This is a genomic window from Pediococcus pentosaceus, assembly GCF_001437285.1.
In the GTDB taxonomy this organism is placed as follows: domain Bacteria; phylum Bacillota; class Bacilli; order Lactobacillales; family Lactobacillaceae; genus Pediococcus; species Pediococcus pentosaceus.
The window spans coordinates 63,889-77,165 of record NZ_JQBF01000003.1 but is presented as its reverse complement, the minus strand read 5'-3'; the positions used below and the strand labels follow the sequence as shown (position 1 = coordinate 77,165).

Annotated in this window: 11 protein-coding genes; 2 read left to right on the top strand and 9 right to left on the bottom strand. The window is 38.4% G+C overall.

The genetic code is table 11. From position 1 onward, the window contains the following. Positions 1 to 70 precede the first annotated feature (70 nt). Positions 71 to 217 carry a hypothetical protein gene (locus tag IV86_RS08785; RefSeq protein WP_011673669.1) on the top strand — a complete coding sequence of 49 codons (147 nt, stop codon included), beginning with the start codon at positions 71 to 73 and terminating at the stop codon, positions 215 to 217. A 48-nt stretch (positions 218 to 265) separates the two neighbouring features. Here the strand turns inward: IV86_RS08785 and IV86_RS03805 are convergent, their stop codons facing one another. Both IV86_RS03805 and IV86_RS03800 read right to left on the bottom strand, forming a co-directional pair. Continuing rightward, positions 266 to 1,054 (bottom strand): hypothetical protein, encoded by a 789-nt coding sequence (locus tag IV86_RS03805; protein WP_002833302.1) that lies wholly within the window; start codon positions 1,052 to 1,054, stop codon positions 266 to 268. Between the two features lie 104 nt (positions 1,055 to 1,158). Continuing rightward, positions 1,159 to 2,469: a nucleobase:cation symporter-2 family protein gene (locus IV86_RS03800; protein ID WP_002833301.1), complete on the bottom strand. Its 1,311-nt coding sequence runs from the start codon at positions 2,467 to 2,469 to the stop codon at positions 1,159 to 1,161. A gap of 180 nt (positions 2,470 to 2,649) precedes the next feature. Between IV86_RS03800 and IV86_RS03795 the strand changes: the two genes are divergently transcribed. Then, complete coding sequence (locus IV86_RS03795) at positions 2,650 to 4,056, top strand: C69 family dipeptidase (protein ID WP_002833300.1); 1,407 nt, start codon at positions 2,650 to 2,652, stop codon at positions 4,054 to 4,056. 100 nt (positions 4,057 to 4,156) lie between these two features. Here the strand turns inward: IV86_RS03795 and IV86_RS03790 are convergent, their stop codons facing one another. The 7 genes from IV86_RS03790 to purL all read right to left on the bottom strand — a co-directional run bounded on the left by IV86_RS03790 (position 4,157) and on the right by purL (position 13,262). Next, complete coding sequence (locus IV86_RS03790) at positions 4,157 to 4,510, bottom strand: hypothetical protein (RefSeq protein WP_055126382.1); 354 nt, start codon at positions 4,508 to 4,510, stop codon at positions 4,157 to 4,159. 640 nt (positions 4,511 to 5,150) lie between these two features. Next, positions 5,151 to 6,410 carry a phosphoribosylamine--glycine ligase gene (gene purD / locus IV86_RS03785; protein WP_002833298.1) on the bottom strand — a complete coding sequence of 420 codons (1,260 nt, stop codon included), beginning with the start codon at positions 6,408 to 6,410 and terminating at the stop codon, positions 5,151 to 5,153. 13 nt (positions 6,411 to 6,423) lie between these two features. Next, positions 6,424 to 7,959: a bifunctional phosphoribosylaminoimidazolecarboxamide formyltransferase/IMP cyclohydrolase gene (gene purH / locus IV86_RS03780; RefSeq protein WP_056979365.1), complete on the bottom strand. Its 1,536-nt coding sequence runs from the start codon at positions 7,957 to 7,959 to the stop codon at positions 6,424 to 6,426. A 14-nt stretch (positions 7,960 to 7,973) separates the two neighbouring features. Continuing rightward, positions 7,974 to 8,555, bottom strand: a complete 582-nt coding sequence (purN, locus tag IV86_RS03775; RefSeq protein WP_002833295.1) for a phosphoribosylglycinamide formyltransferase — start codon at positions 8,553 to 8,555, stop codon at positions 7,974 to 7,976. Further along, positions 8,552 to 9,601 carry a phosphoribosylformylglycinamidine cyclo-ligase gene (purM, locus tag IV86_RS03770; RefSeq protein WP_002833294.1) on the bottom strand — a complete coding sequence of 350 codons (1,050 nt, stop codon included), beginning with the start codon at positions 9,599 to 9,601 and terminating at the stop codon, positions 8,552 to 8,554. Before purM ends, purN begins: the two co-directional genes overlap by 4 nt. Next, positions 9,601 to 11,070 carry an amidophosphoribosyltransferase gene (gene purF, locus IV86_RS03765; protein ID WP_011673678.1) on the bottom strand — a complete coding sequence of 490 codons (1,470 nt, stop codon included), beginning with the start codon at positions 11,068 to 11,070 and terminating at the stop codon, positions 9,601 to 9,603. The genes purM and purF overlap by 1 nt, the downstream gene beginning before the upstream one ends. Further along, positions 11,055 to 13,262, bottom strand: a complete 2,208-nt coding sequence (purL, locus tag IV86_RS03760) for a phosphoribosylformylglycinamidine synthase subunit PurL (protein ID WP_002833292.1) — start codon at positions 13,260 to 13,262, stop codon at positions 11,055 to 11,057. The genes purF and purL overlap by 16 nt, the downstream gene beginning before the upstream one ends. Positions 13,263 to 13,277 lie beyond the last annotated feature (15 nt).

Sequence of the window (13,277 nt, the reverse complement as noted above, 5' to 3'; positions counted from 1 at the left end):
AATTTATTTGCTTTTATCTACCATTCATCATAGAATAGTAATTGATTATTTTTTTCTGAGGAGGATCACCATGAAGTCACCATACAATTCATTTGCACGTGCACGTAAAGTTTCTGGTAAGCGCGAACGTCGTCGCCGTCAAGAACGCGTTGTTGCTATCCAACAATTTGCTAAAGGCAAGACTGAAACAATCGCTGAAACACCAAAAGTTAAATAATAAACTATAAAAAGAGCTGCAAACGAATACTTCGTTTACAGCTCTTTTTTAGTTCACCCGTGTCCATGCGTCAATCGTTTGCCCTTTAGCATCTTTCAGGACTAACCAGCTATTAGTTCCCGCAAAATACAGAAACAACCCCACTTCGTTGACACTTTTTAATATTATATCTTCTGTGGTTTTAAAATCCTTAAAAGATTGTTGATGATCTTCTCGGATTTTCTGCCCCATTTTAGCAGCAAATCTAATTGAACCATTTTTATTCAACGGCACCTCGCGTTTCATTACCGCTCCGGCCCTAATTACCATTTCATTTCGCTTTACCCACTGAATTTCTGCCCGACATTCTTTGGTATCCACATAAAATGGAATCTGACTAACCATTTTATTCCAACGGTGGCTAGGCTTCCTTCCTAGTTTTGACTTTTCTGGAATTAAAACATGATCCGAGCCAAATCGATTAATGATAAAAAGCTGTTGTTGAACAAACCGATCTACTAGCTCTTGAACTGCTGGGGGAAGTTTTTCTTTCTTTAAATGCTTTGGCAAAGTCACTTTATTTTTTATTGCCTCATGAATGAACCCTTGTAACGCATGATGGAGTTTCAAGTTAGCAGGAATAGAAATTAAAATTAATCGGTCCCAACGATTCCCCTTCACTTCTAACTCTTTTTCTACTTGAAAAATATTTTTAACTTTTCCCTTAAATAGTAAAATTCCAATACCAGAATGGTTAACAACTGGAGATTTAGTTCCATCGTAAATCTTAATTTCGATTGCATCTTCTTTTGAAATAATGTTAGTCCAATGTTCCTTCAACTCGACATTTAACTTCATGAGACCCGCTCCATCGTTTTTCTTCCATTATACTCAGAAAATAAAACAAGAGACCATACCAAATAGTATCATCTCTTGTTTTTAATTATATATTTTAAATTAAACTATTCTCTATCAACGGCTTGGTTACCGTTCAATAGAATATTCATAATAATTGCTGTGATACAGCCTACTACCATCCCATTATCTAAAATTGTTTGAACTGAGGTTGGTAAAATGTGGAAGAGCGTTGGTTGAGTAGTTACACCTAAACCAATTCCAATCGATACAGCAATTACCAATAAATTATTAACGGTCATTTTAACGTTAGCTAGCATTTTAATTCCTTGGGCACCCACCATCCCAAACATTACTAACATTGCTCCACCTAATACAGATGTCGGGATTAATGTAGCAATCGCGCTAAACTTAGGAATCAATCCTAAAATCAAAAGCATTCCAGCAGAGAAATAAATTGGTTTTAATTTCTTAATTCCAGATAATTGCACAATTCCCACATTCTGTGAAAAAGTTGAATATGGGAAGGTATTGAATATCCCGCCTAAAATGGCTGCAATTCCTTCTGAACGATATCCTCGTTTTAAATCATCGGCTGTCAGATTCCGTTTGGTAATATCTGCTAAAGCAAAGTAAACTCCCGTTGATTCAATCATACAAGTTACTGCTGCCAAGAGCATGGTTAAAATTGAGGACCATTCAAATTTGGGAGTTGCAAAATAAAAAGGCATTGGAATTTGAATCCAGTGAGCTTGGCTGATTGGTGTAGGATCGATTAGTCCCATTACCACTGCTATCACTGAGCCAACGATAATTCCGATCAAAACTGAAATGCGTTTGATGAATCCGTGCGCAAAAACTTGAATTAAAATAATAACTAAAGCTGTTAAAAATCCTAAAATTAAGTTAGAAGAACTTCCAAAGTTTTTATCAGCAACGTTTCCACCACCAATGTTCTGGAAAGCAACGGGGATTAAGGTAAACCCAATTAAAGTAATCAAAGAGCCCGTCACAACGATTGGAAAAAATTTTCTTAAACTAGCAAATAATCCGCTAATTAAAAACACAAAAATTCCGGCTGCAATTACTCCACCATACATATACCCCCAGCCCATTGTATTACCAATGTGCTCCATCGGTGCCAAGTATTCAACTGCTGATCCTAAAACAACTGGTAAAGCAATCCCAGTTAGTGGAGTGCGTTTAACCTGTAAAAAAGTGGCAACTCCACACATGAAAATATCTACTGAGATTAAATAGGTCATCTGTTGCGCATTAAACTTAAGCGCCGCCCCAATTAATAATGGAACCAATATATCTCCGGCATACATTGCCAGTAAATGCTGAAAAGCTAATAAAATCGTCTTTGGTGTTGATAGTTCAACATTTTTGGCACCTTGTTTTTGTATATCTTCCATATTTCCTCCAACTCCACGTAATTATTAAGATAGCTACAACGAACATTTTAGCACATTAACCTTTTCATTAAAACAAAAATACGAACGTTATTATTTTTAAAACGTTTTATCGTTCGTTACCAAAAACAATTTAAAAGCGCTATAATAGAAAATAACAAATTTTTAGGAGGTTTTTAATCTATGAATAAGAAAATTAAAGGTTCTTGCACGACCATTTTGGTCGGTAAAGATGCTTCTATTGATGGTTCAACGATTATTTCCCGTAATGATGATGGTCATGAAGCTCTTGATCCTCAACGTTTCGTGGTCGTTAACCCCGAGGAACAACCACGTGATTACCAAGCCGTTATCAGTGGTGTTAAAATCAAGCTTCCTGATCAGCCTTTGAGTTACACATCAATGCCAAATTCCATTTTAACTAACGGAATCTGGCCTGCAGCGGGGATTAATAGTGAAAATATTGCCATGTCTGCAACCGAGACAATCACTACTAATTCACGTGTCTTAGGTATGGACCCCTTCGTAGAGAATGGAATTGGTGAAGAAGACATTGTTACGCTCGTCCTTCCATATATTCACAGCGCACGTGAAGGTGTTAAACGCTTAGGCGCTCTTTTAGAAAAGTTTGGAACATATGAACCTAATGGTATCGCTTTTTCTGATAACGAAGAAGTTTGGTGGTTGGAGACGATTGGTGGCCATCATTGGGCTGCCGTTCGTATACCAGATGACGCCTACGTTGTGGCACCTAACCGTATGAATATCGATCAATTTGATTTTGAATCTGATGACACGCTATGCTCAGCTGATTTAAAAGATTTAATTGATGAATATCACTTAAATCCTGATTTTGACGGTTATAATTTCCGTCATATCTTTGGTAGTGCTTCTATTAAAGATACTGTTTACAATAATCCCCGTACTTGGTATGGCCAGAAATACTTCAACCCTGAGATTGAAAATGATCCCATGGAGCAAGATTTACCTTTTATCTGTCATGCTAACAAAAAGATCTCTATTGAAGACGTTAAGTTTGTTTTGAGCTCCCACTTTGAAAATACGGAATTTGATCCATATGGTAACGGTACTGAAGACCAAAAGACCCTCTTTCGTCCAATCGGTATCAATCGGAATCATAATGTCCACATCCTTCAAATCCGAAACCATGTTCCAGCAGAAATTGCCGGCATTCACTGGCTTGCATACGGAGCCAACACGTTCAACACGGTAGTTCCTTTTTACGCTCATGTCACCGACACACCAGCTGTCTATAAGAATGCAACTGGTACATTTGATATGAACAACATGTATTGGCTGAGCTGTACTACCGCTCTTTTAGGTGATACAGATTACGACTTATACGTTGATCTTCGGAACACCTTCGAACTTGAAACCACTGGTATTTATCGTCGAATTCAAAATGAAACTGATCGGGCAATCAAGCACCAAACTAACCCAACTCAATTTCTTGAACAAGCTAATGAACAACTAGCTACAGAATCCTTTACCCGTCAAACTAAATTACTTGGTGACATGGTAACATTAGGATCAGCTCACATGAAATTACGCTATAACTTAAATGATTAAAATAAAAAAACGATTTTAAGTAACTATGATATCTTCCGAATTGAGACAAAAATTCTAAGATAACAGTTAATGTCCTCATCGACACTTAAAATCGTTTTTTTTATTTTTTATATTTTTCAATAATTTTTAAAAAGTCTTCATGATGATGTTTATTTCCCAGATGGCGAGTAGCTACTTTTAGAACATGTTTTTTATTTTTAGTATCCACAATTATGAGCTTATTCGATAGAATGCTCTTTTTTAAGGCAATACTTTTAATTTTTTGATTATCGAAGGGGATAATTTCCCCGGTTAGATTTCCTTGCTGAGCAACAGGCAACAGGGTAACCCCCCGATCACTCAACGCAATCCAATATCCCCTTTCACCTTTGGTACCATAGACAATCCATTCGTTAGTGCTATCTAAGTTATTACCCTTTAATAATTTTTTGATTTCATCATGTTGAACAACCATTTTTATAACTTCTCCCAAAACATTAAATTTATTTCTTCTTTTTTTAAAAGCTGAATATTACTGGGTACTCTAAGTTCATACATTATTTTGGATATCTTACATTAAAAATATTTAGATAACATACTACTCACAAAACGGACAAGTTAATTAACTCATCCGTCGTAATTTCACTATCAAAATTTCCATTAAACCAATAAATGATGTATCGATTAAATTTCATAAAAGAAGTATACAAACCACATTTCTTAAGTTAGTGCTCATTAAAATCATGACTAAACCGATTACTTAAAATGTTCATCAAATAATCTTGCTTTACTCTGTCATCGTCCTAATCTTCCAAACCATCTGAATCCAATCTTCTGATATACCGATCGTTCTTAATTTATCAAGTACAACTAGCATAATATCCATATTTACGACTTCAAACCCTGTTCAGTTTGTTTGGGAAATCACTCAATGACAAGTAAAAATTATCTCGTTACTTCTTTACTATATCTATACCACACTTACGATTAATTATAGCACTTACTTAAAACGTTTTACACTTTATATAGTATTAAATGTTACTAATTTTTTAGTTAAAAAAACCATGGAATCGAATTATTTTAAGTCGCCGTCATCGTTCTTCCATGGTTATTTTTTATTTTGCTTTATCTCCAATATCACTTCGATAACGTAAGCCCAGAATTGGATGCTGATTTAACCATCCGTACAATATTGCTTGAGCTTTCGTAATATTGCTCGCTCCAGTGGTCAAACATAGGATTCGTCCCCCATTACTAATTAATTGACCGTCTCGATTGCAACTAACGCCCGCATAATTAACTGTAATATTGGATGGAAGGTAATTAAAATCTGCTAGTTCAACTCCCCTTGCCGAAGCTTGCGGATAAGTTTGCGAACTAATTACTACTCCTAAGTAAACCTGGTCTTTTTGCCATTTAACCACTGGCACTTGGTGGTGGAGCAATCCCTGCAACATTTCGTATAAATCACTTTGTAGCTGCGGTAATACTACCACCGTTTCAGGATCACCCAACCGTACATTAAATTCAATCACTTTAGGACCGGAGTCTGTCATTATTAGACCAGCGTATAGAATCCCACAAAAAGCAATATTCTTCTTTTTAAGTGTTCGAATAATAGGACGAATAATTTTTTCCACACCTTCATTAACCAAATCACTTGGAAAATGCTGCAAGGGACTATACGCTCCCATCCCCCCTGTATTGGGACCTTCGTCACCATCATAAGCTGCCTTGTGGTCTTGCGATAGAGGCATGGGAATAATTTGCTCATCTTGAATAAAAGCCATCAAGGAAAATTCCTGTCCCGTTAAAAATTCTTCGATAATAATGGACTTACTATCAAATTGATGTTCACCCAACATTTTATGAATCGTTGTCGTAGCTTCTTCCTGATTTTTAGCAATAACGACCCCTTTTCCAGCCGCTAAGCCATCCGATTTAATTACCAGTGGATAACTATTTTTCGCTAGCCCTTTGATTGCGGCAACTTCATTTTGATAACTAACATAACTAGCCGTGGGGACCCCCGCTTCTTGCATAATCTTTTTAGCAAATTCTTTGGAACTTTCTAGTTTAGCGGCTGCTTGAGTCGGTCCAAAAATCGTTAACCCCGCAGTACTAAAATAATCTACAATTCCTTGCTGTAAAGGTTGTTCTGGTCCGACAACCGTCAAATCAATACCCTGTTTCTGGACGAACTCAACTAATTTCCCAAAATCTGTGACGCCAATAGGAATAATTTCAATGCCACTTTCCAACATCCCTGGATTTCCGGGTGCACAGTAAACTTTTTCTACTTGATTACTTTTCAATAGCTGACGTCCAAGAACGTGCTCCCTTGCACCATTTCCAACCACAAGTACTTTTGCCATCTGGTACCTCCGCTTAATGTCTAAAGTGACGACGTCCACTAAATATTAATGAAATTCCTAACTCATCCGCCTTATCAATTGAAGCTTGATCTTTGATACTTCCACCAGGTTCAACGATAGCTTTAATTCCATGTTTAGCAGCATATTCAACACAATCTTCCATAGGGAAAAATGCATCCGAAGCCATCACCGCATTTTTAAAATTGGCTGAACCTTCAGCCTGTTTAACCGCAATTTCAACCGAACCAATTCGATTCATTTGGCCTGCACCAATCCCTAAGGTTTGTTGATCAGTTGTAATCACAATTGCATTACTTTTAACGTGTTTAACAACGGTTTGACCAAATACCATTGCCTTAAGTTCACTTTCCGTTGGCTGACGTTTAGAAACCACTTTGAAGTCAGTCGCCGTTTCAACTACCGCATCCTGTTCTTGAACCAAGAGCCCGCCCATTACTGAAACTGTTTCAAGTTCTTTAGCATCCTGATGTTGATTAAAATCGACCGTCATAATCCGTAAATTCTTTTTTTGAGCTAAAACTGTAAAAGCTTCTTTTTCAAAACTAGGTGCAATAATAATTTCAAGAAAAAGTTTATGCATTTTTTCTGCTGTCGCTAAATCTACTGGTCGATTTAAGACGATAATCCCACCAAAAATTGACATCGAGTCTGCTTCATAAGCGCGGTCCCAAGCTTCTTCAATATTTTGACCTAATCCAATTCCACATGGATTCATATGCTTAACCGCAACCACGGCTGGTTGATTAAATTCGGCGCTCATTTTTAAAGCGGCATCAGCATCCTTGATGTTATTGTATGATAATGCTTTGCCGTGCAATTGTTGAGCTTGAGCAATCGAAAATGGTACAGGTAGCGCATCTTCATAAAAGGCTGCTTTTTGATGACTATTTTCGCCATAACGCATTACTTGTTTTTTAGTATAAGTCTTGGTAAGTTCATCTGGGAAAATTTCACCGTTTTGTCCAAGATATTGAGCAATCAAAGTGTCATAAGCAGCAGTATGCTGAAAGACCTTCAAAGCTAACACTCGCCGAAATTTAACATCGTCCGTCTGATGGGCTAGTGCAGCTAAAACTGGTTGATAATCTTTAGGATCAACTACGAGTAAAACTGATGCAAAATTTTTAGCCGCTGAGCGTAACATACTAGGACCGCCAATATCAATTTGTTCAATTGCTTCTGCTTCCGTCACTCCATTTTGCATAATAGTCGATTTAAACGGATAAAGATTAACACAAACTAGATCAATCAAATCAATATTATGTTCTTTGAGGGCTGCCAAATGTTCCGGTAAGTCACGGCGCGCTAACAATCCTCCGTGAATGGCAGGATGTAGCGTCTTAACTCGTCCGTCCAACATTTCTGGAAAGTTAGTAATAGCTTCAACACTAACAATAGATAATCCAGCCTCTTCCAAAACTTTTTTAGTTCCACCCGTTGATACGATTCTAAAATCTGCCTTAACTAAACCTCTAGCAAATTCAACGATTCCAGTTTTATCTGACACACTTAGTAATGCAGTTTTCATGGGTTAATCTCTCCTTAGTTAATCAACTTTCTCTGTTTTAATACTTGGCAGATGCTTTTAAAATATAAATCATGTTCAACTTGATGAATACGTTGAGCTAAATGCTCCGCATCATCCCCTTGTAAAATCGGTACAGGTTGCTGAGCAATAATCGGGCCAGTATCAATCCCTCCGTCAATCCAGTGAATCGTTACTCCCGTAATTTTTACTCCATATTCAAACGCATCCTCAATTCCATGGCGCCCTGGAAACGATGGTAACAGCGCTGGATGGATATTAAGAATGGCATGTGGATAAGCCTCTAACAAAACTTTGGTAACAATCTTCATGTACCCAGCTAAAATGATTAATGCTAAATTATATTTTTTTAGCTCACGTAAAATCGCCTTTTCATAGCTCACTTTATCTTCAAATTCTCTCAAATGATGGGTCCAGACTGGAATTCCTAACTCATCAGCTTTAGTAACAACCGGCGCATTGGGTTGGTCACAAATTAAGCATGCAATTTTAATGGGAACTTTTGTTTCTCGAATATGTTGGTGTAATGCCATAAAATTAGTCCCTGTTCCTGATGCAAAAACCGCAATATTAATCATCTGCTCCCTCCCGAAAGATAAACCACTGGTGCATCTTTCTCCCGTTTTTTCACTTTACCAATCTTAAAATATGTTTCTTTCTGTTGTTCAAGTTCTGCTACCACTCTGGCATAATTGTTGGGACTAACAGCTAGTACCATTCCAATCCCCATGTTAAAAGTTTCATAACAATCTGTCTGGGATAGCTTTCCAAGTTCCGCTAGGATTTTAAAAATTGCCGGCTTTTCCCAACTATCCAACTTAAATTCAGCCTGTTGCTGATCTTGTAACATTCGCGGAACGTTATCTAATAATCCTCCACCGGTAATATGGGCGATTCCGCTGACCAATTTTTGTTTTAAAAGTGGCCGAATCACGTTGACGTAAAGACGGGTGGGTTGCATCAATTCTTCAATCAAACTATCATTTAATCCTGCCAACTGATCATCGAACTGGAAATCATGATCTTCAAATAAAATTTTACGAACTAACGAATAACCATTACTATGTAATCCACTGGAGGGAAGACCAATTAAATAATCTCCATTGTGGACATTTTTTGCTTGGAGTAAATCACGTTTAGCAGTTAGTCCCACAGCAAAACCGGCTAAATCAAAATGGTGTTTCTGATAAATTCCAGGCATTTCAGCCGTCTCTCCACCTAACAGGGTGATTGACTGAGCCTGGCAGGCTTTTAAAATTCCGTTTAAAATCTTTTGAACCTGATTTTTCTCTAAATGTGATAGTGCTAAATAATCTAAAAAGAATAATGGCAACGCCCCTTGCGCCAATAAGTCATTTACACACATGGCAACCAAATCTTGCCCAATCGTTTCAACTTGACCTGACTGGGCCGCTAAAAGCACTTTGGTTCCCACTCCATCACTTCCCGCTACTAAAACCGGCTGATCCAATTGATCTTTTGATAACTGGTAACATCCAGCAAAACTGCCAAGTCCGCCTAGAACATGAGGGTCTGGAGCACCTAATTTTTGCTTTAGATCAGCTACAAGTTCTTCACCAGCTGTAATATTCACACCTGCTTTTTCATAAGCACTTTCTACCATTATTTTTCCTCCACTTGGGCCATTGCTGATAATGTAAAGTCGTTAGCTGTTTTAGGGATCTCAAAATCTTTTTCATAATCATAAAGGGGGGTGGGATATTTACCATCAAAATACGCTACACATAAGCCATCATTAGGGGCATCTTGATGTAAACCAATCGCCTCAATTAAACCTGGCAGGCTCAAAAAATGCAGTGAATCTGCTCCAATTTTCTGACACATCTCACTTACCGTATAATTAGCAGCCATCAATTCACGTGTATGTTCAATATCAATTCCATAAAAACATGGATATTTAAGTGGTGGAGAACTTATCATCAAATGCACCGACTTAGCTCCTGCATTTTTTAACATTTTCACAATATACTGACTGGTGGTACCCCGCACGATTGAATCGTCAACTAATGCCACATCTTTCCCCGCAATTACTGCTTTTAATGCAGATAATTTCATCTTCACTCCCTGTTCACGTAGTGCTTGGGTCGGTTGAATAAAAGTCCTACTACTATATTGATTTTTAATTAATCCCATTTCATTGGGAACGCCTAGTTGTTCGGCCACTCCAGATGCTGCTGATAACGAAGAGTTCGGCACCCCCACCACCATATCGACCTTAATGGGGTTTTCTTTTGCCAATCGTTGACCCATCCGTTGACGAGCGAGATGAACATTAACGCCATAAAGATTTGAATCGGGTCGCGCAAAATAAATGTATTCCATCGAACAAATTGATAACTGGGTTTTAGTAGTAAAATTACTAATCTGAAGCCCATGGTGATCAATTTGAACTAACTGTCCCGGTTCAACATTTCGAACCAAGGTTGCTCCGACCGCATCTAAAGCACAGGTTTCACTAGCAACAACATACGAACCGTTAGCTAATTTTCCAATTACTAAGGGCCGAAAACCATTCGGATCAAGGGCCGCGTACAGTGCATCTTTGGTAAGGATTAAGTAAGCAAATCCACCTTGAATTTGTTTTAAACTCGCTTTTAATTTTTCAATAAAAGTTGGACCTTTTTGATGCTGAATTAAATGCATTAGTACTTCCGTATCAGAATTAGATTGAAAAGTAGCACCACTTTTTTCTAATTCGCGTCGTAAACTAACTGCATTGGTTAAATTACCATTATGGGCCATCGCCACATCTCCCTGTAAGTAGTGGAAAAGTAACGGTTGGATATTTTCAATTCCTCGGTTTCCAGCTGTTCCATAGCGCACATGACCAATCGCACTCGGCCCAATCAGCTGTGCCAAATCATCGGGACATCTAAATACATCTGCCAAAAGCCCCTTTCCTTTATGAATTTTCAACTGTCCTTCTTGATTACGAACGACAATACCAGCACCTTCTTGGCCTCGATGTTGTAAGCTGTGAAGTCCGAAGTAGGTCCGTTGGGCAGCTTCTGAATCATTCCAAATACCAAAAACACCGCATTCTTCGTTTAGACCCTTTAATTCAGCTGCCATGCTAGGGCTCCCTTCCAACTCTCCTTAGTATTTTTCAAATCAACATCAATTACATCATCCATCGTTGCAATTTTGATCCGCTTACCGCCAACTTGGCCGATTAAAGTTGCTCTGTTTGCCACTTGTGCTTCAAAAATCTTTTGTTTATCTGGAGCAATCGTCACAATAAAGCGGGCCTGATTTTCGGCAAATAGTTCTGTAGCTGTTAAATTAGTCTTGACGTCACATCCTAACTCACTAGCGAACGCGCATTCAGCTAAACCAACGGCTAAGCCACCTTCGGCTAAGTCATGCGCACTATTCAAAAGTTCCGCGTGAATTAACTGAGTCAACAATTCTTGTTGCTCCTGTTCATAGCGTAAATCGAAATTAAATAATGGACCTTCAACATGTCCGAGTTGCATTTTTTGTAATTCACTACCATTAAGTTCTGCTGTTGTTTCTCCCAAAATATAAATTAAATCACCAGATTTTTTAAAATCTATGGTTGTTATCCAAGCTGGATTTTCAATTAAACCAACCATTCCAACCATTGGTGTTGGATAAATGGGTTGTTGGTTGGATTCATTATAAAGTGAGACATTACCTGAAATGACGGGTGTATCAAATAATTTACAAGCCTCCGTCATCCCTTTAGTAGCCTGTTCTAATTCATAGAAACTTTCTGGGTCTTCGGGGCTACCAAAGTTCAAACAGTCGGTAATTGCCAATGGTATTCCACCTGTAGCAACTATGTTTCGAGCGGCCTCACTGACCGCGATTTGTCCACCATAATAGGGATCTAAATACAAATAACGCGGATTAGCATCGGTCGTCATCGCCAAAGTTTTCTGAGTTCCTCGAATACGAACCACTGCCGCATCACTTTGTGTCGTTGAAATTGTATTAGTTTGAACTTGAGAGTCATACCGTTCAAAAATAGCACCTTTATGCGCAATTGTGGGTTGTTGCAACATCGCTTGGAAGGTTTTAGTTAAATTTTCAATTTTAGGTTGATACTGTTGCTTTTTAGTTTCACTGATATGCTGAGGTTTCTGACTTGGTTGATGGTAAACTGGGGCTTCATCCACCAAAGCATGCACTGGTACATCAGCAACTTGAACGCCCTTAAAGGTTAATTGATAGCGGTCACCTGCAGTAACTTCACCAATTTTTACTGCTTCGCTCTCGTATTTAGCAAATAGTGCTTCAACTGCGGGTTCAAATCCTTGTTTGACACAGAGCAGCATCCGTTCCTGAGATTCAGATAGCATTAATTCATAAGGGATCATTTCTTCTTCACGTTGTGGAACTAAATCCAAATTCAAATGCATTCCATATCCAGCTTTAGCAGCCATTTCTGCAGATGATGAAATCAACCCCGCTGCTCCCATATCTTGAATTCCCACTAGATATTCGGAATGGTTATGAATCAGTTCTAGACACGCTTCCATTAGTTGTTTTTCAGCAAAAGGATCTCCAACCTGGACGGCTGAACGTTGCGTTTCTTGTTCGTCACTAAATTCGGTTGAAGCAAAAATGGCTCCTTGAATTCCATCACGTCCCGTTTTAGCCCCCACGTAGTAAATGGCATTACCTACACCAGCAGCCGCTCCTTTTTGTTGGTCGTTGATATCCAATAACCCCACACACATTGCGTTCATGACTGGATTGTTTTGATAAATTGTATCGAAGGTCGTTTCCCCTCCTACTGTAGGTATTCCCATACAATTACCGTAATCGCCGATTCCAGCTATTGTCTGGTCAACAAGATACTTAGTATGGGCATCATTCAATTCACCGAAATGTAAACTGTCCATTAATGCAATCGGACGCGCTCCCATGGAAAAAATATCACGAATAATTCCTCCAACTCCAGTAGCCGCTCCTTGATAAGGCTCCACTGCCGTAGGGTGATTATGACTTTCTGCTTTAAAGACCACCGCTTGATTGTTACCAATATCAACAATTCCAGCTCCTTCCCCGGGCCCTTGTAAAATCTGTGAACCCGTTGTTGGAAATTGTTTTAAGAGGGGTTTAGAATTTTTATATGCACAATGCTCACTCCACATCGCAGCGAACAAACCCGTTTCTGTAAAATTAGGTAGGCGCCCTAAAGCATCATTGATTTTCTGATATTCGTCTTCGCTTATCCCCCATTGCAAATACAATTTTTGATCTCGAATTTCGGTAGGTGTTAATTTCTTCATCATTGCGAAAACTCCTTT

Bases quoted from the DNA above. Each gene is read 5' to 3' on its own strand.
- purH (WP_056979365.1), bottom strand. From the start codon at position 7,959: ATGAAAACTGCATTACTAAGTGTGTCAGATAAAACTGGAATCGTTGAA.
- purF (WP_011673678.1), bottom strand. From the start codon at position 11,070: ATGGCAGCTGAATTAAAGGGTCTAAACGAAGAATGCGGTGTTTTTGGT.
- IV86_RS08785 (WP_011673669.1), top strand. From the start codon at position 71: ATGAAGTCACCATACAATTCATTTGCACGTGCACGTAAAGTTTCTGGT.
- IV86_RS03790 (WP_055126382.1), bottom strand. From the start codon at position 4,510: ATGGTTGTTCAACATGATGAAATCAAAAAATTATTAAAGGGTAATAAC.
- IV86_RS03805 (WP_002833302.1), bottom strand. From the start codon at position 1,054: ATGAAGTTAAATGTCGAGTTGAAGGAACATTGGACTAACATTATTTCA.
- purN (WP_002833295.1), bottom strand. From the start codon at position 8,555: ATGATTAATATTGCGGTTTTTGCATCAGGAACAGGGACTAATTTTATG.
- purD (WP_002833298.1), bottom strand. From the start codon at position 6,410: ATGGCAAAAGTACTTGTGGTTGGAAATGGTGCAAGGGAGCACGTTCTT.
- purL (WP_002833292.1), bottom strand. From the start codon at position 13,262: ATGATGAAGAAATTAACACCTACCGAAATTCGAGATCAAAAATTGTAT.
- purM (WP_002833294.1), bottom strand. From the start codon at position 9,601: ATGGTAGAAAGTGCTTATGAAAAAGCAGGTGTGAATATTACAGCTGGT.
- IV86_RS03800 (WP_002833301.1), bottom strand. From the start codon at position 2,469: ATGGAAGATATACAAAAACAAGGTGCCAAAAATGTTGAACTATCAACA.
- IV86_RS03795 (WP_002833300.1), top strand. From the start codon at position 2,650: ATGAATAAGAAAATTAAAGGTTCTTGCACGACCATTTTGGTCGGTAAA.